This is a genomic window from Salinarimonas rosea DSM 21201, from assembly GCF_000429045.1.
In the GTDB taxonomy this organism is placed as follows: domain Bacteria; phylum Pseudomonadota; class Alphaproteobacteria; order Rhizobiales; family Beijerinckiaceae; genus Salinarimonas; species Salinarimonas rosea.
This window is the reverse complement of the sequence record NZ_AUBC01000001.1, coordinates 120,676-144,480: the sequence shown is the minus strand read 5'-3', so window position 1 is coordinate 144,480 and position 23,805 is coordinate 120,676. Positions and strand designations below refer to the sequence as shown.

The following is a 23,805-nucleotide window of genomic DNA, read 5'->3' as shown; positions in this document are numbered from 1 at the left end:
TTGCGCCGACGTTGGAAGCCCGGCTTTCGCCGGAGGGCGGCGTGTGCATGGCAGGGCAGGGGGCCGCTGCGATCAAAGCGTGAGGACGGTCCCCGCGCGAGCCCCGGCCTCGCGCACCGCGGCGAGCAGGCTCTCGTCGCCGGCCACGCTGGTCGTCGAGAGGCGCTCCAGCGCGCCCGCCTCGACCCGATCTCCGTAGAGAAGCATCGCGCTGTCCGGGTCGCAGCGGTTCGAGGTCCAAGCCAGCCCGTCGAGATCCGGAAAGCGGTGATGGAGCGCCTGCGCCCAGAGCGCAGTGCTCTCGTACGCGCTCGCGGGTGCCGATACGAGCTCGCGGTGCGTCATGCCCCACTTGGCGAGATCCGGGGCGCGCAGCTGCGCGAGCAGCAGCGGCCGCCTGGTGGCGAGGAGGCTGTGGCTGCGCGCCATGACGTCCGCAAGCGGGACCGTCTTGAACGCGGCATTTACGGGAACATCGTGGAACACGGTCTCGAAGATCGCCGCCTCGCGCGTCGTCGCCGCATAGAGCGACGGCACGCAGCGTCCCTGTGCGTCGGTGATCGGCGCGAACCGGGTGGGGCGGCCCAGGCACGGATTGAAGGCGGCGCCGCCGAAGCGGGAGAGATGGATGCGGTGGACCAGGCTCCCGGAGGGCAACACGGCCGTATTGGGTGCGAGGAGGTCGGCCGGAGGCGACGGAACCTCTCTCACCCGGCCGTGCCCTCCCGCATCCGCTCCGCGGCGGCCACGACCGCATCGGAATCGTCGAGCCGGTCCTGCGGTGCGGCATCGGCAAGCCAGCCGTTTCCGGATGCGAACCAGAACGCGACCTGCCAGGGCGTCATATCGTCGGGCAAGGCCGCGAGCACCCGACGAACCACGGGGCGGGGGCGCCCGTCCGCGAACTGGAAGGCCGGGAAGCGGTCGATACCCTTGTGGGTGATCGCGAAGACACGGCCTTCCTTCTTCCATCCCGCCGCGAGCGCGCTTCGGTTCGCCGCCGCGCTCCCCGCCGCGCGGTGCAGCTCCGCAGCCGTCAGGGTCGGGACCGTCACGAGATAGCGTGCCCTCAGCGCGGCGTTGTCCGCCTCGATGTCGGCCTCCGAGGACGACAGCGGTTCATCTTCTATGAGCGCGTCGACGAGCCGGTCGATCCTCTCCGACCGGCGCATCGCCCGCCCCGGCGCGGCACGCAGATCGAGCGCCTGGATCGCGCGGCGCGCCAGCGCCAGGTCTCGTCGGCTGTCGGCATGGACGATCAGCGTATGTCCCGCGGGCAGCACCCGGGCGTCCTCCGTCGCCAGCTCCAACGTCTCGATCGCGTAGGCATGCTCGCGGACCTGGGTCACGACGATCCTCCTTCGGCACCGCGCCGCGGGGCTCTGAGATTCATGATGTCATGCGCCGATCATGAAAATCAAGGCAACGCAGGGGAGCCGATGGCGCCCTTCAGCCCCGCCCCCGCAGCACCAGCTCGTCGCGGCGCACCTCGTAGGACTCCAGCCGGTCCAGGAAGCTCATCCCGAGCAGGTTGCCCGGCAGGGCGTCGGGGCGGGCGACGAGCGCGCGCACGCCGGTCTCGACGATGTCGCCGACGGCGAGCGTTTCGAGCACGATCGGCGCGGCCATGGTGCGGCCGTTGGCGGTGAGCACCGGCACGCGGTAGGCGAGGTCGTCCGCGCCGTAGCCGAGCCGGCCGGCGGCGTCCGCGGTGAGGACGACGACGTTCGCGCCGGTGTCGAAGATGAAGTCGAGCGGCGTGTCGTTGGCGCTGCCGCGCACGACGAAGGCGCCGTCGAAGCCGCGCCGCACGCTCACCTCGCCCGGCGCGACACGCACCGCCGCACCCGGGCGCAGCTCCGCCATCACCCGCAGCGCCACCGACTCGAGCTCGACGCGGTGGGTGTAGAGCACGATCAGGCCGACGAAGATCACCACCCAAGAGACGAGGTGCCCCGGGAAGGCGGCGAAGCGCCCACGATAGCGCGAGAACAGCGAGCCGGAGATGAAGAGGACGAGGGCGGTGAGCGCGGTCAGCCGCGCGAACTCCTCCGGCGGCAGCCCCAGGATCGCGCGCTCGCCGTGGGTCCACACCAGCGCGGCGAGCCCGAAGGCGAGGAGCGCGAGGCCGATCGCGCCGGGCATCAGCCGGCCTCGCCCTCGGCCGGCGCGTTCTCCGCCGGCGCGGCCGCCGCGTCCTCGCCGAGGAAGGCGACGCGCATGCGCCGCTCGAGCCCGGCCATGACGGCGCGCCGCTCCGCCTCGGGCATGCGCCCCCAGGTCGCGATCTCGGCGCGGGTGCGCCCGCAGCCTTCGCACAGGCCGGTCTCCTCGTCGATGAGGCAGACCTTGATGCAGGGGGAGGAGACGGGGCTCGCGTCGGTGCTCATGCGTCCATATCTCGTCAACGGGCGAGCGCGATCAAGAGGGTGAGCGCCGCGGCGATCTCCGCCACCTGCTGGGCGGCGCCGGCGACGTCCCCGGTCTGGCCGCCGATCTTCGCCACCGACCAGCGGGTGATCGCCCACCCGGCGAGCGCGGTGGCGAGGCAGGCGCCGAGCATGCCGGCGAGCGGGAGGCCGGCGGCGAGCGCGAGGGCGAGGGCGAGCGCGGTCGCGATCGCGCCGGCCTGCGCGAGCGTCCGTCGCGGCAGGCGCCCGACCGAGGCGGAGGCGCCGTCCGCGCGGGCGGGATCGGCCAGCGCGAGCGGCACGAGCGTCGCGGTCCGCGACAATGCCGAGAGCGCGCAGAACGCCGCGGCGGCGGCGAGCGCGCCCGCGCCCTCCACGAGCGCCGCCAGCGCGGCGACGCGCAGGATCAGCGCGAGCGCGAGGGCCGTCGCGCCGAAGGCACCGACGCGGCTGTCCTTCATGATCTCGAGCCGCCGCGCGCGGGTCGTCGCGCCGGCGAAGGCGTCGGCGACGTCGGCGAGCCCGTCCTCGTGCAGCGCACCGGTCATCGCGGCGAGCGCGCCGATCGCGAGCCCCGCGCCGACCAGAGGCGGCAGGCCCGCGAGGCTCGCGCCGACGAGCACGAGCGCGCCGAGGAGGCCGAGGATCAGGCCGGCGACCGGCAGCATCCGCGCCATGCGGGCGAAGTCGGGCAGAGCGTGGGGATCCGCCTCCCAGGGCAGGGCGGGAACGGGCAGGCGCGAATAGAAGCGCAGCGCCCGCGCGACGTCGGCGAGCGCACCCGCGATCGGCCCCTCGTGCCCCGTCGACCGATCGTCCGCCGTGCCGTGCATGCCCTCGCGCGCTCCGCCCGTGCCCGTGCGCCGCCTTCACCGATGCGGCCCGCTCCTCTATACGTCGCAGCGCGACTCGTTTCACCCGGCGCGTGCGGCTCCGCCGACCTTTTGCGCCACGGCCGGTCGCGCCCCGTCTTTCGTGCCCGGTCCTTCGGGCTTTGGAGGCCACCATGACCGACACGTCCGCCCCGCAGGAAGGCACGCCCTTCGACGACATCCGCACGCTCGTCGCCGCCATGCCGGGCCCGGACGAGGCGGCGGTCGCCGCCGTGCGTGCCCGCGACGCGGAGCTGACGAAGCCCGCGGGCTCGCTCGGGCGGCTCGAATGGCTCGCCGAGTGGCTCGCGGCCTGGCAGGGCAAGCCGAAGCCGACCGTGGCGCGCCCGCTCGTCGCGGTCTTCGCCGGTGCCCACGGCGTCACCGCCCGCGGGGTCTCCGCCTTCCCGGACGCGGTGAACCGCCAGATGCTGGAGAACTTCGCCGCCGGCGGGGCGGCGATCAACCAGATCTGCGCCGCCTACGGCATCGGCTTCAAGGTCTTCGACCTCGCGATCGACATCCCCACCAAGGATTTCACCCGCGAGCCGGCGATGGGCGAGAAGGACGCGGTGGCCACCATGGCCTTCGGCATGGAGGCGATCGCCGGCGGCACCGACCTGCTCGGCGTCGGCGAGATGGGCATCGGCAACACGACGGCGGCCGCGGCGATCTACTGTGCGCTCTGGGGCGGCGAGCCCTCGCACTGGGTCGGCCGGGGCTCCGGCGTGGACGACGGCGGGCTCGCGCGCAAGATCTCGGCGATCGAGGATGCGCTCGCGCTGCACGGGGACGCGCTGGGCGATCCTCTCGAGGTGCTGCGTCGGCTCGGCGGCCGCGAGATCTGCGCCATGGCGGGCGCCATTCTCGCCGCGCGCGCCGAACGGGTGCCGGTCGTGATCGACGGCTACGTCTCCACCGCCGCGGCGGCGGTGCTGCACGCGCTCGACCCGCGCACGCTCGAGCACTGCGTCGCCGGCCACCTCTCCGCCGAGGGCGCCCATCGCGAGGCGCTGGAGCGCATCGGCAAGACGCCGCTGCTCGCGCTCAACATGCGCCTGGGCGAAGGCTCCGGTGCGGCTCTCGCGATGGGCGTGATCAAGGCGGCCTGCGCCTGCCACACGGACATGGCGACTTTCGAGCAGGCGAAGGTCTCCAAGAAGGGGGCGTGAGGGCGCTCCTCTCCCGCCTGGAATCGGCGTGACAGGAGAAGTCGGGAGAGGTGAATCGGCGGCGGAGCCGAAACCGGCACACGTCGCGCCGCGGAACCCCGCCCCTGATCCGCTCGCGCGGATCGTCCCCGCCCCAACGGGACGGGAGCCGGTGGCGGCTCCTCGCTCCTCTCCCATCGGGGGAGGTGGATCGGCGCCGGAGGCGACGAGACGGAGGGGGTGCGCCGAAAGGCGCTTCGGCGACAGCCGAACCTACACGCGTCGCGCCGCGGGACCCCGCCCCTGATCCGCTTCGCGGATCGTCCCCGCCCCGATGGGGCGGGAGCGCCATTCGGCGCGCACGTGCGCGTCGCTCTCGGCGTCGACGCGGGCGGTGCGCAGCGTCTCGAACGCCTCCGGCGGAAGGAGGCGGGCCAGCGCCCACACCGCCATCCCGCGCACCAGCGGGGAGGCGTCGTCGAGCCGCTCGCGGGCGACCTCCACCAGCGCCGGCTCGCCGCTGTTGCCGATGGCGACGAGCACGTTGCGCACGAAGCGGTCGCGGCCCGTGCGCTTGATCGGCGTACCGGCGAACAGCGCGCGGAAGGCGGCGTCGTCGAGGCGGGCGAGGTCGGCGAGCGGCAGCGACGCGAGGTCGCGGCGGGCGGCGAGCTTCTGCTCGCGCGCAGCGTGCGCGAACTTGTTCCAGGGGCAGACCGCGAGGCAGTCGTCGCAGCCGTAGACCCGGTTGCCGATGCCCGTGCGCAGGTCCTCCGGGATCGGCCCCGCGTGCTCGATCGTCAGGTACGAGATGCAGCGGCGCGAATCGAGCACGTAGGGCGCGGGGAAGGCGTTCGTCGGGCAGGCGTCGAGGCAGCGGCGGCAGGAGCCGCAATGGTCGCCCTCGGGCGCATCGACCGGAAGCTCGGCGGTGGTGAAGATCGCGCCGAGGAAGAGCCAGTTGCCGAGCGCGCGCGAGACCAGCACCGTGTGCTTGCCCTGCCAGCCGATTCCCGCGGCCTGCGCGAGCGGCTTCTCCATTACGGGCGCCGTGTCGACGAAGACCTTGACGTCGTCGCCGGCCTGCGACGCGAGCACGCCGGCGAGCTCCTTGAGCCGTCCCTTGATCACGTCGTGATAGTCGCGTCCCTGTGCGTAGACCGAGATCGCGGCCTTCGTGCGCCGTCGAATCGCCTCGAGCGGATCCTCGTCGGGCCCGTAGTTCATGCCGAGCATGACGATGGAGCGCACCTCCGGCCACAGCGTGCGCGGGTCGGCGCGCCGCTCCGCGGTCGTCTCCATCCAGCCCATCGTGCCCTGGTGCCCCGCCTCCAGCCAGGCGGCGAGGCGCGGGCCGAGGTCGGGCACCGCCTCCGGCCGCGTCACCGCGAGCGCGTCGAAGCCGAGCGCGCGGGCGCGCTCCGTCAGGTGCTGCTTGAGGCGTTCGGGTCTCAGAAGTCCAGGCCTCAGAAATCCAGGTCCGCGTAGCTGTCGGCGGGCGCCATGCCGGGGATCTTGTCGGCGAGGAGCGCGCGGAAGCTCGGGCGGCTCTTCACCCGTGCATACCACGTCCTCGCCGCCTCGTCCTCGCCCCAGGGCGCGTCGCCGAGATAGTCGACGCAGGAGATATGGGCGGCGGCGGCGAGATCGGCATGGGTCAGCGCGTCGCCGGCGAGGAAGTTCCGGCGCTGGACGAGGAATCCGATGTAGCGCAGGTGGTAGCGCACGTTCGCCCGCGCGGCGCGGATCGAGGCCATGTCGGGCGGCCCGCCGCCGTTCGCCCGCGGCACGAAGCGCTTGTAGATCTTCTCGTTCACGAGGTAGCCCGACACCTCGTCCCAGAACTTGCCGAGGAACCAACCCGTCAGCCGGCGCACCTCGACGCGCGCCGCCGGGTCGGCGGGCATCAGCCGCCGCTCGGGCGCGTCCGCCCCGAGCGTCTCGTCGAGCCATTCCGCGATGACGCTCGCGCCGGGCACGACGAGGCCGTCGTCTGCGACGAGGACCGGCGTCTGGCCGGCGGGATCGAGCGCGAGGAAGGCGTCGCGGCGCTCCCAGGGGCGCTCCTCGACGAGCTCGACGTCCCGCCCGAGCTCGGCGAGGGCGAGACGGACGAAGCGCGAATGCGGGCAGAGCGGGTAGTGGTGGAGTTTGGCCATGAGCCCTGAGAGCGCTGGAGACGGGCGACATTAAGGCCGGTGACGGTTAAGGCACGGTAACGATCTTTCGCGGTGCGGCGCGTCGCCGGGCTGGCGCTCGCGCCCCCGGCGGTCTAGACCGCGCTCGACGCCGCGGGCCCGAATCCCCGCCGCGGCGGCCGGACGAAGGACGAGCGCGAGCCCATGACACTCCTCGAGGCCGTGAAGGCCCTGTTCCTCGGCCTGCTCGAGGGTGCGACCGAGTTCATCCCGGTCTCCTCGACCGGGCACCTGATCCTGCTCCAGAGCCTGTTCGGCCTCGACAGCCACGCCGACAAGACCTTCGCGATCCTGATCCAGTTCGGCGCGATCCTGGCGATCCTCTCGGCCTATTTCGGCCGCCTGTGGTCGATCGCCAAGGCGCTGCCGAGCGATCCGCAGGCGCGGCGCTTCGTCGTCGGCGTGCTGATCGCCTTCCTGCCGGCGGCCGTCGTCGGCGTGCTCGCGCGCGACTTCATCCTCGGCGTCCTGTTCGATCCCCGCGTCGTGTGCACCACGCTCGTCGTCGGCGGCATCGTGCTGCTCGCCGTCGACCGCATGGCGCTGAACCCGCGCCACGAGGAGGCGACGCGCTTCCCGCTGCCGATGTATCTGGCGATCGGCGTGATCCAGTGCCTCGCCATGATCCCCGGCGTCTCGCGCTCGGGCGCGACGATCGTCGGCGCCATGCTGATGGGCTCCTCCAAGCGCGCGGCCGCCGAGTTCTCCTTCTTCCTCGCCATGCCGACCATGGCCGGCGCCTTCGTCTGGGAGCTCGGGCAATCCTGGCGCGACCTCTCGGCGAACGACGCGACGATGATCGCGATCGGCTTCGTCTCCGCCTTCGTGGCGGGGCTGTTCGTGGTCAAGACGCTGCTCGACTACGTCTCCAAGCACGGCTTCGCGCTGTTCGCCTGGTGGCGCATCCTCGTGGGAAGCGTCGGCTTCGCCGCGCTGATCGCCTTCGGGTGATCCGACAGTCGAGCGAGGGGTTGTCATCCCGGATTGCGAAGCAAGTCCGGGACCCAGAACCACAGGTGCTTCTCGAGCGGCGCGCCAGCGCCGCGGCGGGGAAGGCCTCCGTCGGCGTCCGTGGACGCGCGCGCTGCAGCGCACGCTGAGCAGAACGTCGGCGGATCTGGGCCCCGGGCCCGCTTCGCGACCCGGGGTGACAACCCGCGACCCTTTTCGCCTCTCACCCGAGCATGCGCCCGACGATGTCGGAGACGTCCCGCGACAGGCTCGGGCGGTCGGCGATCGTCCGCAGCGTCGTCTCCGCCTTGGCGCGGCGACCGGGCTCCATCGTGCGCCAGGTGTTGAAGGCGGTGAGCACGCGCGCGGCGGTCTGCGGGTTCGTCGCGTCCAACGCGGTCACCTTGTCGGCCACGAAGGCGTAGCCCGCACCGTCGGGGCGATGGAACTGCGTCGGGTTCGAGAGCGCGAAGGCCCCGATCAGCGCGCCGACCCGGTTGGGGTTCGACAACGAGAAGGCCGGATCGGCCATCAGCCGCTCGACCCGCTCCAGCGTCCCGGCCTCCGGCATCGTCGCCTGGAGCGCGAACCACTTGTCGAGCACGAGCGGCTCGCCGTCGAAGCGGCTGCGGAAGTCCGCGAGCATCTCCTCGCGCCGCGGCGTCGGCGGCGTGTGCGCGGCGACGCCGAGCGCCGCGAGGCGGTCCGTCATGTTGTCGGCCCCGTCGTATTGATCGGCGGCTGCCACGATGCCGGCGGCGGGGTCCGCGGCGGCGATCAGGTCGAGAGCGCCGTTGCGCAGCGCCCGGCGCCCGGCGCTCGCGGCGTCCGGCGCGTAGGGCGCGCGCGAGGCGAGGCGCTCGCGCAGCACCGCGAGGCGCGGGGCGAGGGCGCCACCGACGAGCGCGCGCATGCGTTCGCGCGCCGTGTGGATGGCGTCGGGATCGACGTCCGAGCCGATGTCCTGAGCGACGTCCGGCTCGCCGGGCAGCGCCAGCACGAGCGCGGCGAAGGCCGGGTCGGCCTCGCCCTCGGCGTCGAGAAAGGCGGCGAGCGCGTCCGCGTAGGCCCGCACCGCCTCCTCGGCGAGCGTGCCGTCCACCGCCGCGCGGGTGAGGAGGCGGATCGCGACCGTCTGGGCGGACTGCCAGCGGTTGAACGGGTCGGGGTCGTGGCGCAGGAGCGTGAGGAGGTCGGCCTCCGAGAGGTCGCGCGAGACCCGCACCGGCGCCGAGAAGCCGCGCAGCACGCTCGGGACGGGGCGCACGGGCACGTTCTCGAGCACGAGGCTGTCGGACGCCCGGTCGAGCACGAACACGCCGTCCTCGCGCAGCCGCGGGGAGGTGGCCGGGATCTCGCGCCCGTCCTCGGCCACGAGGCCGAGGCGGATCGGGACGAGCGCGGGGCGCTTCGTCGGCTGGCCCGGCGTCGGCGGGATCGACTGGGCGAAGTCGAGCCGGTAGGTCTTCGCCGCCTCGTCCCAGCGACCGGTCACCGCGAGGCGCGGCGTGCCGGCCTGCGCGTACCACAGCGCGAAATGCTCGAGGTCCCGGCCGCTCGCCTCGGCGAAGCAGGCGAGGAAGTCCTCCACGGTCGCCGCAGCGTTGTCGCAGCGCGCGAAGAAGAGGTCCATGCCCGCCGCGAAGGCCTCCTCGCCGACGAGGGTGCGGAGCATGCGGATGACCTCCGCGCCCTTCTCGTAGACGGTCGCCGTGTAGAAGTTGTTGATCTCGCGATACTCGCTCGGCCGCACCGGGTGGGCGAGGGGGCCGGCGTCCTCGGCGAACTGGCGCAGCCGCAGCGCCCGCACCTCGGCGATGCGGTGGACCGGGCGCGAGCGCATGTCCGAGGAGAACTCCTGGTCGCGGTAGACCGTGAGGCCTTCCTTCAGGCAGAGCTGAAACCAGTCGCGGCAGGTGATGCGGTTGCCGGTCCAGTTGTGGAAGTACTCGTGCGCGACGATCGCCTCGATGTTGGCGTAGTCCGTGTCGGTCGCGGTCTCCGGCGAGGCGAGGACGTACTTGTCGTTGAAGATGTTCAGCCCCTTGTTCTCCATCGCGCCCATGTTGAAATCGGACACGGCAACGATGTTGAACACGTCGAGATCGTACTCCCGCCCGAAGACCTCCTCGTCCCAGCGCATCGAGCGCTCGAGCGCGTCGAGCGCGTAGCCGGCGCGCCCCTCCTTGCCGGGCTCGACGTGAACGGCGATCTCGACCTCGCGCCCGGTCATCGTGGTGAAGGGCTTCGAGATCTTGGCGAGGCTGCCGCCGACGAGGGCGAACAGGTAGGTCGGCTTCGGGTGCGGGTCGTGCCACAGCGCATAGTGCCGCGTGCCGTCGCCCACGGGGCCGCTCGCGACCAGGTTGCCGTTGCCGAGCAGCGTCGGCGCCTCCGCGGCGTCCGCCTCGATGCGGGTCTCGTAGATCGAGAGCACGTCCGGCCGGTCGAGGAAGTAGGTGATGCGCCGGAAGCCCTCGGGCTCGCACTGGGTGCAGTAGACGCCGCGCGAGCGATAGAGGCCCATCAGCTTGGTGTTGGCGGTCGGGTCGAGGCGGGTCTCGACGGTGAGGGTGAAGGGCCGGCGCGGCGGCTGATGGATCACGAGCCCGTCCGCATTCGCCGTGAACGTCTGTGGGTCGAGCGGCTCCCCGTCGAGCGCCACCGCCACGGGCACCAGGTCGTCGCCGTCGAGCGCGAGCGGCACGTCGACCCGCCCCGCCGGGTTCGGCTCGATCTCCAGCGTGGCGCGCACCCGCGTCGCGTGCGGGTCGAGCGCGATGTCGAGGGCGACCCGCGGGATCAGGAAGTCGCTCTGGCGATATTCGGCGAGCTTCAGGGTCTGAGGGGTCTCGGTGCGCATCGGGGGCCTCGCGTCTGGAAGGCCACCGTTGTAGCCCCCGCGGGGGGGCGATCGCAATGCTCGGACGGCTCCCCTCTCCCGAGAGGGAGAGGGGGCGGGGGTGAGGAAATGCCGTGTGCGGCGTCGCAGGGAGGCGTGGAGTTGCGCCCATGCGTCCCGCCGAGGCGCGAGCCGGTCGACCGTACGCCCTCACCCCCAGCCCCTCTCCCATCCGGGAGAGGGGAGCCCCTCACAGCGGCAGGTTGTCGTGCTTGCGCCAGGGCTCGTCCACCTCCTTCGAGCGGAGCATGGCGAGCGCCCGCGAGATCCGCCGGCGGGTCGAGTGCGGCATGATCACCTCGTCGACATAGCCGCGCTCGGCCGCCGCGAAGGGGCTCATGAAGCGGTCCTCGTATTCCTTGGTGCGCGCGGCGAGCTTCTCGGGATCGCCGATGTCCTGGCGGAAGATAATCTCCACCGCGCCCTTGGCGCCCATCACCGCGATCTGCGCGGAGGGCCAGGCGTAGTTGACGTCGCCGCCGATGTGCTTCGACGCCATGACCACGTAGGCGCCGCCGTAGGCCTTGCGGGTGATAACGGTGACCATCGGCACGGTGGCCTGGGTGAAGGCGAAGAGCAGCTTCGCGCCGTGCTTGATCAGGCCGCCGTATTCCTGCGCCGTGCCCGGCAGGAAGCCCGGCACGTCGACGAAGGTGACGAGCGGGATCGAGAAGGCGTCGCAGAAGCGCACGAAGCGCGCCGCCTTGCGCGAGGCGTCACTGTCGAGCACGCCCGCGAGCACCATGGGCTGGTTGGCCACGATGCCGACCGTGCGGCCCTCGATGCGGCCGAAGCCGGTGACGATGTTCCGGGCGTAGCCTTCCTGGATCTCGAAGAAGTCGCCCTCGTCCACGACCTTCAGGATCAGCTCCTTCATGTCGTAGGGCTTGTTCGGGTTGTCCGGCACCAGCGTGTCGAGGGAATGCTCGATGCGCTCGGCGTCGTCGAAGCTGTCCCACTCGGGCGGCCCGTCCGTGTTGTTGGCGGGCAGGAAGTCGACGAGCCGGCGGACCTGGAGCAGCGCCTCGACGTCGTTGTCGAAGGCGCCGTCGGCGACCGACGACTTCGTCGTGTGCACGGAGGCGCCGCCGAGCTCCTCGGAGGTGACGGTCTCGTTGGTGACGGTCTTCACCACCTCGGGGCCGGTGACGAACATGTAGCTCGTGTCGCGCACCATGAAGATGAAGTCCGTCATCGCCGGCGAGTAGACGTCGCCGCCGGCGCACGGACCCATGATGACGGAGATCTGCGGCACCACGCCCGACGCCTTGACGTTGCGCGCGAACACCTCGCCATAGCCCGCGAGCGCCGCGACGCCCTCCTGGATGCGGGCGCCGCCGGCGTCGAACAGGCCGATGATCGGGGCGCGCATCTTGAGCGCCAGATCCTGGATCTTGATCATCTTCTGCGCGTGCGCCTCGGACAGCGAGCCGCCGAAGACGGTGAAGTCCTTGGAGAAGACGAAGACGGCGCGCCCGTTGATGGTGCCGTAGCCGGTGATCACGCCGTCGCCTGGGATCTTCTGGTCCTGCATGCCGAAGTCCGCGCAGCGATGCTGCACGTACATGTCGAATTCCTCGAAGGACCCCTCGTCGAGGAGCAGCGCGATGCGCTCGCGGGCGGTCAGCTTGCCGCGCTCGTGCTGGGCACGGATGCGTCGTTCCCCTCCACCGAGCCGCGCCTGAGCCCGCGCGTCCTCGAGCCTCTCCAGGATGTCCTTCATCGACGCCTCGTCTTCCGGATGCCGTGTCGAGGCGGCTTAGCATGCGCGGGGCGCACGGGGGAATGGGAAGAAAGGGGGAGGGGGACGGGGGAGGGCGGGATGTGCTACGAGAACGAGCGTTCGCACATGGGGAGGCCGCCGTGCCGAAGTCGTCGATCCTGGCGGAAGCACGCCGTTCGGGCCTTCTCGAGGGTAACCGGTCGCAGCACATCAGCTTCCGCGCGCCGCCGGCCCTGATCGAGGCCGCCAAGCGTGCGACGGGCGTGCAGTCCATGACGGAGCTCGGCATCCTCGGGCTGGCGACGTTGGCGCAGTCCGATGAGGTCGTCGCCTTCATGACGCGCACGCGCGGTCGGCCGGGCAAATACCGCAAGCTGGATGTCTGACCTCGTCGGTCGCAGCGGCTCGCCCGGCGCGAGGACGGCGTGCTCCACCGACCACGCTCGATATACGAGACGTCGGCGCAGGCGTCGGATCAGAGCGCTCTGAACGGATTCTCGATGCGCAGGACATCCTCGACGAGCAGCCCGTCCTGCATGTCCTCGGAGTAGAGCGTCGTGCAGCCGTTCGTCAGGGCGGCGGCGACGATCATGGCGTCGTAGACCGAGAAGCCGTAGCGCGCCCCCAGCGCGCGGCCGACGTCGTGTATCTGCGCGGTCAGATCGACGACGCTGCAGAGCTGCCTGATCCCGAAGAGGAACCTTCCGGCTTCCTCCCAGCTCATTCCGGCCTTGCGGATGCAATTGACCAGAGCCTCGTTCAGGACCTGGACGCTGATCACCGCGCCGTCACCGAGGAGACCCTCCGCCGCGTCCGCCTTCGGCCCCTCGTCGAGAAGGTAGAGGATGATGTTCGTATCGAGGAACTCAGCGCGCATTCGCGTCGTCGCGGCTCAGGCGCTCGCGCGCGGGCAGTCGCCCGCGGAAGCGACGTAGCGACGCAAGAACCTCCTCGGGACGAGGCTCGCGCTTCACAGCAAGCCCGTCCGCATCGGCACGAAGGGCAACCTGGTCACCCTCCTTCAGCCCGAGCTCTCGCACGAGATCGGCGGGGAGCCGGATGGCGAGGGAATTCCCCCATTTGGCGACCTGCACGAGAACATCCTCCCCGGTTGGATATACGTGGGTAAATGTATATCAGGTTCATGCCCTCGACAAGGCGCCCTCGACAAGGCGCCCTCGGCCAAGCCGGTCTCGAGTCGCCGGCCCCTCACCCCGCCTCGCGATACAGCAGCACCGCCGCCTCGAATTCCCGCCGCCGCGCCTCCCGGCGCTCGACGGCGATGGCATCGGCGCCCCAGACGCGCTCCTGGTGGAGCTCGTCGGCGTGGGCCGCCTCCCACGCCTCGTCCGGCGCGAGCGCGCCGTCGGCCACCGCCAGCGCGATAAGGGCGGAGCCGGTCAGCGTCGTCATGACGCTGAGTGCCGCGAGCGCGAAGGGCGAGGTCTCGCGGGAGACGCGTTCGGCCACCGCATCGAGTGCCTCGCGCGGCTGCTCGACGAACATCACGCCCTCGGCCAGCAGGAAGCGCGCGCCGAGCCGCTCGCGGACGAAGGCGAGGACGGGGTCCCAGGCCCGCGCCTGCGCCGCGACGAGCGCCTCGGGATCGCCGGCGCGGTAGCAGACGAGGTCGGAGCCGGCGTACTTCACGATCTCCTCGGCCACGGGCTCCATCGCCGCGCCGACCGCGTCGATGGCGACGTTGAGGAGCCGCGTGAGCGGCATCGCGGTCGGGTCGATGCGCTCGCCCTGTGCCTGCCATTCGGCGGCGAGCGCGTCGCCGGCGCCGCGGGAGGGGGCACGGAGGGCGCGCTTGCCCGGCGTCTTCGCCGGGCGCCCGTCGAGGTGGAGCGCGAAGCCGCCGTCCGGATGCGGCTCGGCGCTCGCGCGCTCGTAGAAGCGCCGGGGCAGCTCGGGCATCATCGCCGCGCGCGCCGCCTCGCGCGGGTCGCGCCGCGTCTCCCCGGGCTCGGGGGCAAGATCGCGCCAGAAATCGTCGGGCATGCTGCTCCTCGGGGACTTGGGACGGGGCTTCGGGACGATGACGTCACATAAGCCAGCACGCGCCCGGCGCAAGCCGCCGGCTCACGTGCGCCACATCCCGTCGAGCGCGGGCAGGATGTCGGGGAAGCGGTCGACGATGACCTGCGCGCCGCGGTCGCGCAGCGCGCCGACCCCGTGGAACCCGTAGGAAACGCCGATCGCCCCGATGCCCGCGGCGCGCGCCATCTCCATGTCGAAGGTCGAATCGCCGACCATCGCGGCGTCGGGCGCCGCGACGCCCGTCTCGGCGAGCGCCTGGAGGATCATGCCCGGATGCGGCTTCGAGGGCGCGTCGTCCGCCGTCTGGATCGTGGCGAACAGGCCCTCCCATCCCTCGCGGGCGACGAGGTGGGCGACGCCCCGCCGGCTCTTGCCGGTGGCGATCCCGATCAGCACGTCCGCGCGCCGCGCCAGCGTCTCCAGCGTCCTGCGCACGCCGGGGTAGAGCGGCTCCTCGTGGGTGGCGTCCGCCCGCAGGGCGAAGAACACCTCGCGATAGGTCTGCGCCATCGCCGCCCACGGCCCGTCCTCGCCGACGAGGACGCGGAAGGCCTCCGGCAGCGACAGGCCGACGATCGAGAGGGAGCGCTCCCGCGTCGGCGGGGTGAGCCCGTGCGCGCGGAAGGTGCGCACCTGCGCCTCGACGATGATGGCCTGGCTGTCGACGAGCGTGCCGTCGACGTCCAGGATGACGAGGCGCAGGCGGGCCATGTCAGTCCTCGTCCTCGTCGTCCTCCTCGAGGCCGTCGACGGGGATGAGGAACATGACGATCGGCTCGTCGTCCTCCTCGGGCTCCTCGTCCATCTCCGCCTCGTCGAAGGCGTCGATCTCGTCCTCCGTCGCCGGGCGGACGTGGAGCGGGCTCTCGCCGTCCCAGATCTGCTTGCCCTCGCTCTCGAGCTCGATCATCTCGTCGGCGAGGCTCTCGAGCAGCTCGCGGGCTTCCGCCTCGGGGGTGGCGTCGGTGACGGCGACGGCGCGGCCGCCGATCTCGAGGGTGAACATCGTCGTGCTTCCTTTCGGCGTATCGCGCCGGTTCGGGGTCGTCTCGCTCACTCCTCCGGAGCCTCGACGATCGGATCGTAGGCGTCCGTCTCGAGGCCCAGGAGGTTGAAGGTCTGCTGCATGTGCGGCGGCAGCGGCGCCGTGACGTCGATGGGCTTGCCCGTGCGCGGATGCGGGACCACGATCCGGCGCGCCAGCAGGTGGAGCCTGTTCTGGATGCCGCCGGGCAGCTCCCAGTTCTCGACGTTGAAATACTTGGGGTCGCCGATGATCGGGTGCCCGACGGAGGCCATGTGGACGCGCAGCTGGTGCGTGCGCCCGGTCACCGGCTTCAGCGAGACCCACGTGAGCTTTCGCGCCGACTGCTCGATCACCGCATAGTAGGTCAGCGCGTGCTCCGCCCCGTCGTCCCCGTGCTGGGCGACGCGCATGCGGCTGTCGCCGTCGGGCAGCATCTCCTTGGCGATGTAGGTCGAGACGCGGCCCTGGCGCGTCTTCGGCACGCCGGCCACGATCGCCCAGTAGACCTTGCGCGTGACCCGCGAGCGAAAGCTCTTGGCGAGCACGCTCGCCGCGAAGCGCGACTTCGCCACCACGAGGCAGCCGGCGGTCTCCTTGTCGAGGCGGTGGACGAGGCGCGGCTTCTCGCCCTTCTCGTCGCGCAGCGCCTCCAGCAAGCCGTCGACGTGGCGCGTCGTGCCCGATCCGCCCTGCGAGGCGAGGCCTGCGGGCTTGTTGAGGACGAGGACGTCCTTGTCCTCGTAGAGGGTGATCGACTGCAGGAAGGCGACGTCGCTCTCGTTGCGCGTCGGCGAGCGCGGCCGCTGCTCCTCCATCTTGAGAGGCGGCACGCGGACGCTCTGGCCCGCGGCGAGCCGCTCGTTGGGCTTCATGCGCTTGCCGTCGACCCGCAGCTGCCCGGTGCGGATGATCCGCTGGATGTGGGTGAAGGCGAGCTGCGGGAAGCGCGCCGACAGGAAACGGTCGAGCCGCATCTCTCCCTCGTCCGGCTCGACGACGAGGGTCTGGATGCCCGTGGCGAGGGTAGCCGCGGCGGCGGCGCGCTGGACGCGCTTGGGCGGAAGATCGCCCGCGACACCGGGCGCGCCGGGGCGCGAGGCCCCGGCCTGCGACGTCGCGGCGGCCGGCTTCGCCGTGCGTGCGGCAGGGGGCTTGGTGGCGGGCTTTCCCGGCTTGCCCGGCTTGCCGCCCGCGGCCGGCTTCGCGGCCTTGCCCGCCCGCGGCCGCGCGTCCTTGCGCGCGCCGGCGTCCTGCCGCGCGAGCTTGCGCGAAGTCGGGCGGGGACCGCCGCGGGGGGATCTCGTCTGCGTCATGCGCGAGGCTCTAGCACCGCAACGGGCCGGCGGCAAACGCGTTCGGCGCGGTCCGGGCCGGCGACGACGCCGACCCGCTTCACCCACGCGCCGGCGCCTCATTCGGCGGTGGCAGCCTCGCGGAAATGGCCGAAGCCGTCGACCGCGCCGATGCTCGCCATGAACGCGGCGAAGCGCGGATCCGACTGGACCTGCCGACCCGCGGCCTGCGCCTCGGGGAGCGATCGCCAGACGACGATGTCGACGCGCCTCGTCGGATCGGACGTGTCGATCAGCGTCGTCCAGCCGACGAAGCCGGGAAGGGCCCGCACGTGCTGCTCCGCGCGGGCACGCTCGGCATCGGCGGTGGCGGGATCGGGAACCCTGTACAGCACGATCTCATAGGCCGGCTCGGCCGAGGCCGGCGCGGAGGCGAGGGCGGCGGCAAGTGCGACGATGGATGCGGGACGGTTCATGGTGCGGCTCTCTCCTGTGTGGTCGCAGGCTCGTACTTACGCTACGGCTCCTGCCAGCATGCTGTCAGGAGGATCGCGCCATGCGCCGGGCCGAGCGCCTTTTCCGCATCATGGGCTTGCTGCGTGGCGGGCGGGTCCTCACCGCTCGGCAGATCGGAGCGGCGCTCGAGGTCTCCGAACGGACGATCTATCGCGATGTCGCACACCTCCAGGCGTCGGGTGTCCCGATCGACGGCGCCGCGGGCTTCGGCTACGTCGCCGGGCGGGGCTACGAGCTCCCGGCCTTCGCGTTCACGCACGAGCAGGTCGAGGCCCTGGCGCTCGGCGCCGCGTTCGTGATCGCGGCCGGCGACCCCGACCTGGCGCGTGCGGCCGCCGAGGCCCGGGCGAAGCTCGAGGCCGCGCTGCCGCAGCCCGGCGCCGGCGCTCTGGAGGCGTCCCCGCTCGCGGCCGTTCGCCGCGCATCCGGGAAGGCGCCTCCCGTCGCGGCGCTGTTCCGCCGCGCGATCCGCGAGCGCCTGCCGGCCAGCTTCGCCTACGTGGCGCTCGACGGAGCGCGCAGCCGCAGGCGGGTGCGGCCGCTGGCGATCACCGCCGCGACCGATTGCTGGCTGCTCGGCGCCTGGGACGAGGGACGCGAGGCCTTCCGCGATTTCCGCCTGGACCGGAGCGGCGAGGCGGCGCTCGGCGCGCAGCCGTTCGCGCACCAACCGGGGCGCGACCTCGCGGGCTATCTCGCGCATCACCGCGCGCTGCGCGCGGGGGTCGACGGGGGCGGCGGGCGCTGAGCCGGGGCGTCCGATCGGGGCGTCGGCGCGGCGCCCGGTCCCCTCGTGGCGCTCTCGTCGACCTTCGCTCTTTCTTTTGGTTCGACGTTGAACTATACAGTTCGACATCGAACAAAAAGGAGAGCCGTCCATGTCCCTCGACCGTCGCCGCTTCCTCGTCCTCCTCGGAGGCACGGCCGTTCTCGCCGCCGATCTCGGCCGCGCGCGCCTCGCCCGCGCCGCCGTGCCCACCGGCACGCCCTCCGCTGTCGCGCCCTGGTTCACCGCCGGAACGGGCGAGACCGAGATGCGCCGGCGGGCGCTCTCCTGGGCGGTGCTCGCGCCGAGCCCGCACAATCGCCAGCCCTGGCGCGTCGCCCTGGAGGGAGACGACTCCCTCGACCTCTTCTGCGACCTCGAGCGGCGCCTGCCGCACACCGACCCGTTCGACCGGCAGATCACGATCGGGCTCGGTGCCTTCCTGGAGACGCTCGTCCTCGCCGCCGCCGAGGAGGGCCGTGCCGCCGAGGTGTCGTTGTTCCCCGAGGGCGAGCCCGCCCCGCGGCTCGACACGCGCCCCGTCGCCCGCGTGCGCTTCGCCCCCGGTGGCGGCGCCCCGGATCCGCTGTTTTCCGCGATCCTCGACCGGCGCTCGAACAAGGCGCCCTATGCCATGGACCGGGCCGTCCCCGCGGACGCGCTCGCCGCGCTGGCGGCATCGGTGCGGCACGGCGGGCGCGTCGCCACGGCGACGGGGGCGCCGGAGGTGTCGCAGATCCGCGACCTAGCGCTCTCGGCCATGCGGCTCGAGATGGAGACGCCCGCTGCGGCCCGGGAGAGCATCGACCTCCTGCGCATCGGCCGCGCCGAGGTCGACGCCGCGCCCGACGGCATCGACCTCACGGGGCCGATGATCGAGGATCTCGCGGCGCAGGGCATCCTCACGCGCGAGAACGCCACGGCGGAGCTGGAATCCGGCTCGCCGGGACCGATCATGCGGCAGATGACCGCCTACGGCCTGGCGCCGATCGAGGCCTCCCCCGCCTTCCTGTGGACGACGACCGCGGCGAACACCCGCGCGGACCAGATCGCGGCCGGCCGCGACTGGATGCGCCTCAACCTCGCCGCCACGGCACTCGGCCTGGGCCTCCACCCGCTCAGCCAGGCTCTGCAGGAGTTCCCCGAGATGGCGGATCACGCCGTGCGCCTGCGCACGACGCTCGGGGTCGCGCCGGGAGAGACGCTTCAGATGCTCGGCCGCCTCGGCTATGGTCCCGCGGTTCCGCCGAGCCCGCGCTGGCCGGTGGAGGCTGCGATCCGGGAGGGGTGACGCATGGAGGGGGAGGGGAGCGGCAGCGCTGCGCACGCGGGCGCCACGGGCGACCCCCTCGTCTTCCGGCTGATCAACGAGATCGCCATCATCGACCAGCTTGCCTCGCGCCTGTTCGAGCGCGTCATGCCGGGCGATCTCACCCTGCCGCAATTCGTCGTGCTCAACCACTTCGTCCGTCTCGGCCGTCCGTCGAGCCCGCTGCGCCTCGCCCGCGCCTTCCAGGTGACGAAGAGCACGATGACGAACACGCTCCAGCACCTCGACCGTGCCGGCTGGGTGACGATCACGCCCGATCCGGCGGACGCGCGGGCGAAGGTGGTCTTCATCACCGAGGCCGGCCGGGCGGCGCGCGAAGCGGCGATCGCCGCGCTCGCCCCTCGGCTCGCCGGCGTGGCACGGGGCATCTCGCCCGCGGAGGTGGAGGCCGCCCTGCCGCTGCTGGCACGGCTGCGGGCGAACCTGGATGCGGAGCGGGATACGCCGCACGCCGTCGACTGACGCGCGCGCCGACGGGCGGCGTCAGGCTCTTCGCAGCAGGCTCGCCTGGAAGCGCTGCTCGCTCCCCCACGGGGTGCGATGCACGATCCGTCGTGCGTCGACGAGCGCGTAGCCCGGGCCCAGCGTCGCGGCGAGGTCTTCCGGGTCGGTGCGCCGGACGGGGAGCCCGCTGCACCGCTCCGGGCCATCGGCGGCGAAGGTCGCGATCAGCGCGTGGCCGCCGGGCCGCAGGGCGGTGGCGAGGCGGGCGAGATAGGCGGCGCGGCCCTCGGGATCGGTGAGGAAGTGGAAGGCGGCACGGTCGTGCCAGAGGTCGAACGTCCGGTCGGGCGTCCACGTGGTCACGTCCGCCGCGACGAAGTGCACCCCGGCCGCGTCCGGGCCCAGCCGCTCCCGCGTCCGCGCGAGCGCCGTCTCGGAGAGATCGAGGAGCGTGATCTCGGGGACGCCGCGCTCGATCAGCGCATCGACGAAGCGCGAGGTGCCGGCGCCGATGTCGACGACGGCTCGGGGCGCGATGCCGGCGGCGTCCAGGAGGGCGAGCGAGGTCTCGGCGCGCGGCTCGAACCAGCTGAGCGCGTCCTCGCCCTTCTCGGCGTAGACCCGCTCCCAATGAGCGCGGCGCGCGTCGGCGCCCAGGGGGGTGGCCGGGTCGCTCACCCCGCCCGCGCGTCCGTGAGCTCGCGCGGGCGCCCCGGGGCCGCCTCGATCACGGCGATGTTCTTCTTCACCGCGTCCTGCACCTTCTCGAAGGCGCGCACCTCGATCTGCCGCACGCGCTCGCGCGAGACGCCGAACTCGGTGGAGAGGTCCTCGAGCGTGATCGGGTCGTCGGAGAGGCGCCGCGCCTCGAAGATGCGGCGCTCGCGCTCGTTGAGGACGCCGAGCGCCTCGCGCAGGGCGGCGAGGCGGTTCTGGCCCTCCTCCTCGGCGGCGAGGATCGTCTCCTGCGAGGCGGACCCGTCGACCAGCCAGTCCTGCCACTCGCCCTCGCCCTCCTCGCGCAGGGGCGCGTTGAGCGAGGCGTCGCCGCCGAGCCGGCGGTTCATGTCGACCACGTCCTGCTCGGTCACCCCCAGCCGGGTGGCGATCTCCTTGACCTGGTCGGGGCGCAGGTCGCCCTCGTCGAGCGCCGAGATGCGGCTCTTGGCCTTGCGCAGGTTGAAGAAGAGCTTCTTCTGGTTCGCGGTCGTGCCCATCTTCACGAGTGACCACGATCGCAGGATGTATTCTTGAATCGCCGCCTTGATCCACCACATCGCGTAGGTGGCGAGCCGGAACCCCTTGTCGGGCTCGAAGCGCTTGATGGCCTGCATCAGGCCGACATTGCCCTCCGAGACGACCTCCGAGATCGGCAGGCCGTAGCCGCGATAGCCCATGGCGATCTTCGCCACGAGGCGCAGGTGCGAGGTGACGAGCTTGTGCGCGGCCTCGGAATCGCCATGCTCCCGCCAGCGCTTGGCGAGCATGAACTCCTCGGCCGGGTCCAGCATCGGGAACTTGCGGATCTCGTCCAGGTAGCGGGACAGACCGCCTTCGTTGGCGAGTACGGGTAGCGCGCCAGCCATGTCTTCTCCTCCTTCGGTCCCCACGACGGGCGGACCCCGCGCGGCCTCCTCAGGACGACCGCGCCTTCACCGGAATATAGGACGCGAATCGTGCATTTTGAAGGTCGGGACGCACCCGACCCCCTCGACGGTAACGCATGCGTGAAAAATGGTTCGCCGGCGCGCGGCGATTTCGTACAGCGACGCGCGGTCGCGTGCCCGCGCGGATGGTCCCGGACCCCGGCGGGAGCGTCAGCCCGCGATGTACTCCTTGAGCATGCGCGCCTCCGCCTCGATCGCGGCGACGCGCCGCTTCACCACGTCGCCGATCGAGACGATGCCGACGAGCCGGCCCTCCTCGACGACCGGGACGTGGCGGAACTTGCCCTCGGTCATCGTCTGCATCAGGTCGTCGATCGCCACCTCGCGGGCGCATGTGACGACCTCGCGGGTCATCCAGCTCTCCACCCGCGCGTCGAGCGCGGCGGCGCCCTCGCGGGCGACCGCGCGAACGATGTCGCGCTCGGACAGGATGCCGTCGACCCGTCCGCCGTCGCCGCTGACGACGACCGCGCCGATGCGCCTGTCCGCCAGGAGGCGGGCCGCCTCGGCGAGGCTGCAATCGGGCGCGAGCGTAACCACGCCTTCGCCCTTCTCGGCGAGAACCTGCCTGACCGTCATCGTTTCCTCCACGAGCCTCGTGTCGCCGCCTCGTGTCGCCTCGGTCGGCTCTTCGTGGCCGCTCGTCTCGGCGACGGCACGCCAGGATGGAAGACGACGGCGGCTTTTTCAAGCGAGGTCGCGCGGGCGCCGCGGCAACGGGTCGAACAGCGGGAACAGGAGCAGCCCCGCGAGGAAGCCGCCGACATGCGCCTCCCAGGCGATCCCGCCGTCCGCGGCGAGGCCGAGCGGCACCGCGGCGACGCCGAAGACGAGGTTGATCGCCAGCCACACGCCGATGAACAGCATGGCCGTGCGGTTGCGCAGCATCTCGCCGAGCCCCAGCCGCGGCGCGAGGTGGGGCGGCAGCCAGCCGAAGCCCCGGGGCGTGAAGGCGAAGCGGGCGGATGCCGCCATCATGCCCGAGACGACCGCGGAGGCGCCGATCATCGGCGTGACGTCGTAGGCGTGCGTCGCCCAGTGCATCAGCGCCCCCGCGATCGCGGTCAGCGCCGCGAGCCAGAGGAAGCGCTCGGGGCCGAGCCGCCGCGCGATCGGCGTGCCGAAGGCGGCGAGCCAGACGGCGTTGAGCCCGACATGCATCCACGACCCGTGCAGGAAGGCGTAGGTCAGGAGCGTCCAGAACCCGCCCGAGCCCTCCTGCAGCACGAGGCGCGCGAAGCCCATGTCGCGCTGCACGTCGATCGGGTCGCCCGCGAGCAGGCGCCTTGCGATCTCGCTCGTGGCGTCCGCATCGAGCCACGTCGTCCACAGCGCCGGCACGAAGCCGAGGTCGATCAGGATGCCGAAGCGGGCCTCGAGCCCCAACAGCCCGACGATCGCGTGGATCGCGAACAGGAGCCCGATCGGGACGAGGACGACGGTGGGCAGGTTGAAGGCCGGCTCGCGGGGAGGCTTTCCGGGCGGCGGGGCGCCCGGCGGCGGGGTGGTCTCGAAGCGGTCCGGCTGCATGCTCTCTCCGGGTCGGGCGTCCTTCAGTGCGGCGAAGACGCCCGCGACGCAAGCGCGGACGAGGGGGGCCTCAGCCCTGCGCCAGAACCTCGATGTCGCGATCGAGCCCGCTCTCGACCCGGAACTCGCGGGTGAAGACGCGCCCCTCGTGGCGGGCGATCAGCACGTAGTCGCCCTCCGCCAGAACCACCGACGGGAAGGCGCCGATCGCCTCGCGCACCACGTCGCCGCCGGGCGTCAGCACCGAGAAGGCGGTGCCGGCGAACGCCTCGCCGCCTTCCTCGGCCACCAGCTTGAGGGTCACCCGCGCCGCGCGATGGTTGAGCGTGGCGATCGTCACCTGACCCGCCGCGACGGAAAGGTCCGTGCGCATCGAGGCGTTGGCGTCGCCGTAGGTGGAGACGACGTGGTACTCGCCCTCGGGCAGGCGCACGAGGTCGGACGGCCGCGCCTCCGCGACGACGAGCCGCCCCTCCGCATCGTCCCCGATCGGCAGGTAGACGGCGTAGGTGAGGTCGTTGCCGGGGATCGGCCGGTCGCCGACGACGCCGCGCACCTGCAGGCCGCCCGCGCTGATCACGAGCCGCTCGACGACGTCGCCCCAGTGCATCGTCACCTGCCGCATGGCGGAGGCGAAGCCCCAGGAGACATGGACCATGTAGTTCGCCGGCGGCAGCGACACCCGCGGCGTCGCCGCTTCCTCCCGCGCGACGAGGACCGGCGCGCCCTCCCGCAGCTCGAAGACGCGCCAGATCAGGCCCTCCAGGATCGGCTCGCCGGTCTCGGCGTGGAAGGCGGCGAGCGCGAGCTCGCCCGCCTGCGGCAGCACCGGCAGCGCGTCGATCGCCTCCGACGAGCCGCCCTGCGCCCGGGCGGGGCCGAGGCCGGCGAGCGCGAGGAAGAGCACCGCCAGGAGCGTGGCGAAGCGCGCGGGGAGGGCGGTGCGCGTCGGGGGCATCCGGCTCGGGAACTGCATCGGGGC

The 23,805-nt window shown here is 72.3% G+C and carries 27 protein-coding genes; 6 read left to right on the top strand and 21 right to left on the bottom strand.

Going from position 1 to position 23,805, the window contains the following annotated elements; genetic code table 11:
• Positions 1 to 72: 72 nt before the first annotated feature.
• The 5 genes from G407_RS0100695 to cobS form a co-directional block, all read right to left on the bottom strand.
• Entirely contained in the window at positions 73 to 660 is a 588-nt protein-coding gene (locus tag G407_RS0100695) for an RES family NAD+ phosphorylase (protein ID WP_169728750.1), read from the bottom strand.
• A gap of 47 nt (positions 661 to 707) precedes the next feature.
• Positions 708 to 1,349: a hypothetical protein gene (locus G407_RS31975; RefSeq protein WP_052340776.1), complete on the bottom strand. Its 642-nt coding sequence runs from the start codon at positions 1,347 to 1,349 to the stop codon at positions 708 to 710.
• A 100-nt stretch (positions 1,350 to 1,449) separates the two neighbouring features.
• On the bottom strand, positions 1,450 to 2,145 hold the full coding sequence (locus tag G407_RS0100685; protein ID WP_043538600.1) for a retropepsin-like aspartic protease family protein: 696 nt from the start codon (positions 2,143 to 2,145) through the stop codon (positions 1,450 to 1,452).
• Positions 2,145 to 2,390 carry a DUF1289 domain-containing protein gene (locus tag G407_RS24940; RefSeq protein ID WP_043538598.1) on the bottom strand — a complete coding sequence of 82 codons (246 nt, stop codon included), beginning with the start codon at positions 2,388 to 2,390 and terminating at the stop codon, positions 2,145 to 2,147. The genes G407_RS0100685 and G407_RS24940 overlap by 1 nt, the downstream gene beginning before the upstream one ends.
• A gap of 14 nt (positions 2,391 to 2,404) precedes the next feature.
• Entirely contained in the window at positions 2,405 to 3,244 is an 840-nt protein-coding gene (gene cobS / locus G407_RS0100675; protein WP_043538597.1) for an adenosylcobinamide-GDP ribazoletransferase, read from the bottom strand.
• Positions 3,245 to 3,417: 173 nt separating this feature from the next.
• Here cobS and cobT point away from each other — a divergent pair, with 173 nt between their 5' ends.
• Positions 3,418 to 4,455: a nicotinate-nucleotide--dimethylbenzimidazole phosphoribosyltransferase gene (gene cobT / locus G407_RS0100670; RefSeq protein WP_029029253.1), complete on the top strand. Its 1,038-nt coding sequence runs from the start codon at positions 3,418 to 3,420 to the stop codon at positions 4,453 to 4,455.
• Between the two features lie 252 nt (positions 4,456 to 4,707).
• On the opposite strand, the gene queG is transcribed toward cobT, so the two are convergent.
• Together queG and G407_RS0100660 are read right to left on the bottom strand one after the other, a co-directional pair.
• Complete coding sequence (queG, locus tag G407_RS24935) at positions 4,708 to 5,889, bottom strand: tRNA epoxyqueuosine(34) reductase QueG (protein ID WP_084327201.1); 1,182 nt, start codon at positions 5,887 to 5,889, stop codon at positions 4,708 to 4,710.
• Positions 5,890 to 5,900: 11 nt separating this feature from the next.
• Positions 5,901 to 6,593: a glutathione S-transferase family protein gene (locus G407_RS0100660; RefSeq protein WP_029029505.1), complete on the bottom strand. Its 693-nt coding sequence runs from the start codon at positions 6,591 to 6,593 to the stop codon at positions 5,901 to 5,903.
• Between the two features lie 183 nt (positions 6,594 to 6,776).
• On the opposite strand from G407_RS0100660, the gene G407_RS0100655 reads away from it, so the two are divergent.
• Positions 6,777 to 7,583, top strand: coding sequence for an undecaprenyl-diphosphate phosphatase (locus G407_RS0100655; RefSeq protein WP_029029252.1), 807 nt, complete (start codon positions 6,777 to 6,779; stop codon positions 7,581 to 7,583).
• A gap of 223 nt (positions 7,584 to 7,806) precedes the next feature.
• Here G407_RS0100655 and pepN read toward each other — a convergent pair whose 3' ends face one another.
• A complete protein-coding gene (gene pepN / locus G407_RS0100650) occupies positions 7,807 to 10,446 on the bottom strand; it encodes an aminopeptidase N (protein ID WP_029029251.1) in 2,640 nt (879 codons plus the stop codon).
• Between the two features lie 229 nt (positions 10,447 to 10,675).
• Positions 10,676 to 12,208, bottom strand: a complete 1,533-nt coding sequence (locus G407_RS0100645) for an acyl-CoA carboxylase subunit beta (protein ID WP_029029250.1) — start codon at positions 12,206 to 12,208, stop codon at positions 10,676 to 10,678.
• 140 nt (positions 12,209 to 12,348) lie between these two features.
• Here G407_RS0100645 and G407_RS24930 point away from each other — a divergent pair, with 140 nt between their 5' ends.
• On the top strand, positions 12,349 to 12,594 hold the full coding sequence (locus G407_RS24930) for a hypothetical protein (protein WP_052340774.1): 246 nt from the start codon (positions 12,349 to 12,351) through the stop codon (positions 12,592 to 12,594).
• Between the two features lie 89 nt (positions 12,595 to 12,683).
• Here G407_RS24930 and G407_RS0100635 read toward each other — a convergent pair whose 3' ends face one another.
• The 7 genes from G407_RS0100635 to G407_RS30055 form a co-directional block, all read right to left on the bottom strand.
• Positions 12,684 to 13,085 carry a PIN domain-containing protein gene (locus G407_RS0100635; protein WP_029029249.1) on the bottom strand — a complete coding sequence of 134 codons (402 nt, stop codon included), beginning with the start codon at positions 13,083 to 13,085 and terminating at the stop codon, positions 12,684 to 12,686.
• On the bottom strand, positions 13,075 to 13,302 hold the full coding sequence (locus G407_RS0100630; protein ID WP_029029248.1) for an AbrB/MazE/SpoVT family DNA-binding domain-containing protein: 228 nt from the start codon (positions 13,300 to 13,302) through the stop codon (positions 13,075 to 13,077). Before G407_RS0100630 ends, G407_RS0100635 begins: the two co-directional genes overlap by 11 nt.
• Before the next feature lie 115 nt (positions 13,303 to 13,417).
• Complete coding sequence (locus tag G407_RS0100625; RefSeq protein WP_029029247.1) at positions 13,418 to 14,212, bottom strand: ATP12 family chaperone protein; 795 nt, start codon at positions 14,210 to 14,212, stop codon at positions 13,418 to 13,420.
• Positions 14,213 to 14,293: 81 nt separating this feature from the next.
• Positions 14,294 to 14,962: an HAD-IA family hydrolase gene (locus G407_RS0100620; RefSeq protein WP_084327129.1), complete on the bottom strand. Its 669-nt coding sequence runs from the start codon at positions 14,960 to 14,962 to the stop codon at positions 14,294 to 14,296.
• Position 14,963: 1 nt separating this feature from the next.
• Positions 14,964 to 15,257: a hypothetical protein gene (locus tag G407_RS0100615; RefSeq protein ID WP_029029245.1), complete on the bottom strand. Its 294-nt coding sequence runs from the start codon at positions 15,255 to 15,257 to the stop codon at positions 14,964 to 14,966.
• Positions 15,258 to 15,304: 47 nt separating this feature from the next.
• On the bottom strand, positions 15,305 to 16,591 hold the full coding sequence (locus G407_RS24925; RefSeq protein WP_043538593.1) for an RluA family pseudouridine synthase: 1,287 nt from the start codon (positions 16,589 to 16,591) through the stop codon (positions 15,305 to 15,307).
• 98 nt (positions 16,592 to 16,689) lie between these two features.
• Positions 16,690 to 17,046, bottom strand: coding sequence for a hypothetical protein (locus G407_RS30055; RefSeq protein WP_052340772.1), 357 nt, complete (start codon positions 17,044 to 17,046; stop codon positions 16,690 to 16,692).
• An 80-nt stretch (positions 17,047 to 17,126) separates the two neighbouring features.
• Between G407_RS30055 and G407_RS0100600 the strand changes: the two genes are divergently transcribed.
• From G407_RS0100600 to G407_RS24915, 3 genes are all read left to right on the top strand, one after another.
• Positions 17,127 to 17,834, top strand: a complete 708-nt coding sequence (locus G407_RS0100600) for a helix-turn-helix transcriptional regulator (RefSeq protein ID WP_029029244.1) — start codon at positions 17,127 to 17,129, stop codon at positions 17,832 to 17,834.
• A 130-nt stretch (positions 17,835 to 17,964) separates the two neighbouring features.
• The gene (locus tag G407_RS0100595) at positions 17,965 to 19,143 is read left to right on the top strand and encodes an Acg family FMN-binding oxidoreductase (protein ID WP_029029243.1); all 1,179 of its coding nucleotides are present in this window, start codon (positions 17,965 to 17,967) and stop codon (positions 19,141 to 19,143) included.
• 3 nt (positions 19,144 to 19,146) lie between these two features.
• Positions 19,147 to 19,644, top strand: coding sequence for a MarR family winged helix-turn-helix transcriptional regulator (locus G407_RS24915; protein WP_052340770.1), 498 nt, complete (start codon positions 19,147 to 19,149; stop codon positions 19,642 to 19,644).
• A gap of 21 nt (positions 19,645 to 19,665) precedes the next feature.
• On the opposite strand, the gene G407_RS0100585 is transcribed toward G407_RS24915, so the two are convergent.
• The 5 genes from G407_RS0100585 to G407_RS0100565 all read right to left on the bottom strand — a co-directional run bounded on the left by G407_RS0100585 (position 19,666) and on the right by G407_RS0100565 (position 23,781).
• Entirely contained in the window at positions 19,666 to 20,304 is a 639-nt protein-coding gene (locus G407_RS0100585; RefSeq protein WP_245258991.1) for a class I SAM-dependent methyltransferase, read from the bottom strand.
• The gene (gene rpoH, locus G407_RS0100580) at positions 20,301 to 21,212 is read right to left on the bottom strand and encodes an RNA polymerase sigma factor RpoH (protein ID WP_029029241.1); all 912 of its coding nucleotides are present in this window, start codon (positions 21,210 to 21,212) and stop codon (positions 20,301 to 20,303) included. Before rpoH ends, G407_RS0100585 begins: the two co-directional genes overlap by 4 nt.
• A gap of 231 nt (positions 21,213 to 21,443) precedes the next feature.
• On the bottom strand, positions 21,444 to 21,872 hold the full coding sequence (locus tag G407_RS0100575; RefSeq protein WP_029029240.1) for a CBS domain-containing protein: 429 nt from the start codon (positions 21,870 to 21,872) through the stop codon (positions 21,444 to 21,446).
• A 108-nt stretch (positions 21,873 to 21,980) separates the two neighbouring features.
• Positions 21,981 to 22,823 (bottom strand): rhomboid family intramembrane serine protease, encoded by an 843-nt coding sequence (locus G407_RS24910; protein ID WP_052340768.1) that lies wholly within the window; start codon positions 22,821 to 22,823, stop codon positions 21,981 to 21,983.
• Positions 22,824 to 22,893: 70 nt separating this feature from the next.
• Positions 22,894 to 23,781, bottom strand: coding sequence for a hypothetical protein (locus tag G407_RS0100565; RefSeq protein WP_052340766.1), 888 nt, complete (start codon positions 23,779 to 23,781; stop codon positions 22,894 to 22,896).
• Between the last annotated feature and the right edge of the window lie 24 nt (positions 23,782 to 23,805).

Coding starts and splice junctions, on each gene's coding strand:
- G407_RS0100685 (WP_043538600.1), bottom strand. CDS start 2,145: ATGCCCGGCGCGATCGGCCTCGCGCTCCTCGCCTTCGGGCTCGCCGCG.
- G407_RS24940 (WP_043538598.1), bottom strand. CDS start 2,390: ATGAGCACCGACGCGAGCCCCGTCTCCTCCCCCTGCATCAAGGTCTGC.
- cobS (WP_043538597.1), bottom strand. CDS start 3,244: ATGCACGGCACGGCGGACGATCGGTCGACGGGGCACGAGGGGCCGATC.
- cobT (WP_029029253.1), top strand. CDS start 3,418: ATGACCGACACGTCCGCCCCGCAGGAAGGCACGCCCTTCGACGACATC.
- G407_RS0100660 (WP_029029505.1), bottom strand. CDS start 6,593: ATGGCCAAACTCCACCACTACCCGCTCTGCCCGCATTCGCGCTTCGTC.
- G407_RS0100655 (WP_029029252.1), top strand. CDS start 6,777: ATGACACTCCTCGAGGCCGTGAAGGCCCTGTTCCTCGGCCTGCTCGAG.
- pepN (WP_029029251.1), bottom strand. CDS start 10,446: ATGCGCACCGAGACCCCTCAGACCCTGAAGCTCGCCGAATATCGCCAG.
- G407_RS0100645 (WP_029029250.1), bottom strand. CDS start 12,208: ATGAAGGACATCCTGGAGAGGCTCGAGGACGCGCGGGCTCAGGCGCGG.
- G407_RS0100635 (WP_029029249.1), bottom strand. CDS start 13,085: ATGCGCGCTGAGTTCCTCGATACGAACATCATCCTCTACCTTCTCGAC.
- G407_RS0100625 (WP_029029247.1), bottom strand. CDS start 14,212: ATGCCCGACGATTTCTGGCGCGATCTTGCCCCCGAGCCCGGGGAGACG.
- G407_RS0100620 (WP_084327129.1), bottom strand. CDS start 14,962: ATGGCCCGCCTGCGCCTCGTCATCCTGGACGTCGACGGCACGCTCGTC.
- G407_RS0100615 (WP_029029245.1), bottom strand. CDS start 15,257: ATGTTCACCCTCGAGATCGGCGGCCGCGCCGTCGCCGTCACCGACGCC.
- G407_RS24925 (WP_043538593.1), bottom strand. CDS start 16,591: ATGACGCAGACGAGATCCCCCCGCGGCGGTCCCCGCCCGACTTCGCGC.
- G407_RS30055 (WP_052340772.1), bottom strand. CDS start 17,046: ATGAACCGTCCCGCATCCATCGTCGCACTTGCCGCCGCCCTCGCCTCC.
- G407_RS0100600 (WP_029029244.1), top strand. CDS start 17,127: ATGCGCCGGGCCGAGCGCCTTTTCCGCATCATGGGCTTGCTGCGTGGC.
- G407_RS0100595 (WP_029029243.1), top strand. CDS start 17,965: ATGTCCCTCGACCGTCGCCGCTTCCTCGTCCTCCTCGGAGGCACGGCC.
- G407_RS24915 (WP_052340770.1), top strand. CDS start 19,147: ATGGAGGGGGAGGGGAGCGGCAGCGCTGCGCACGCGGGCGCCACGGGC.
- rpoH (WP_029029241.1), bottom strand. CDS start 21,212: ATGGCTGGCGCGCTACCCGTACTCGCCAACGAAGGCGGTCTGTCCCGC.
- G407_RS0100575 (WP_029029240.1), bottom strand. CDS start 21,872: ATGACGGTCAGGCAGGTTCTCGCCGAGAAGGGCGAAGGCGTGGTTACG.
- G407_RS24910 (WP_052340768.1), bottom strand. CDS start 22,823: ATGCAGCCGGACCGCTTCGAGACCACCCCGCCGCCGGGCGCCCCGCCG.
- G407_RS0100565 (WP_052340766.1), bottom strand. CDS start 23,781: ATGCCCCCGACGCGCACCGCCCTCCCCGCGCGCTTCGCCACGCTCCTG.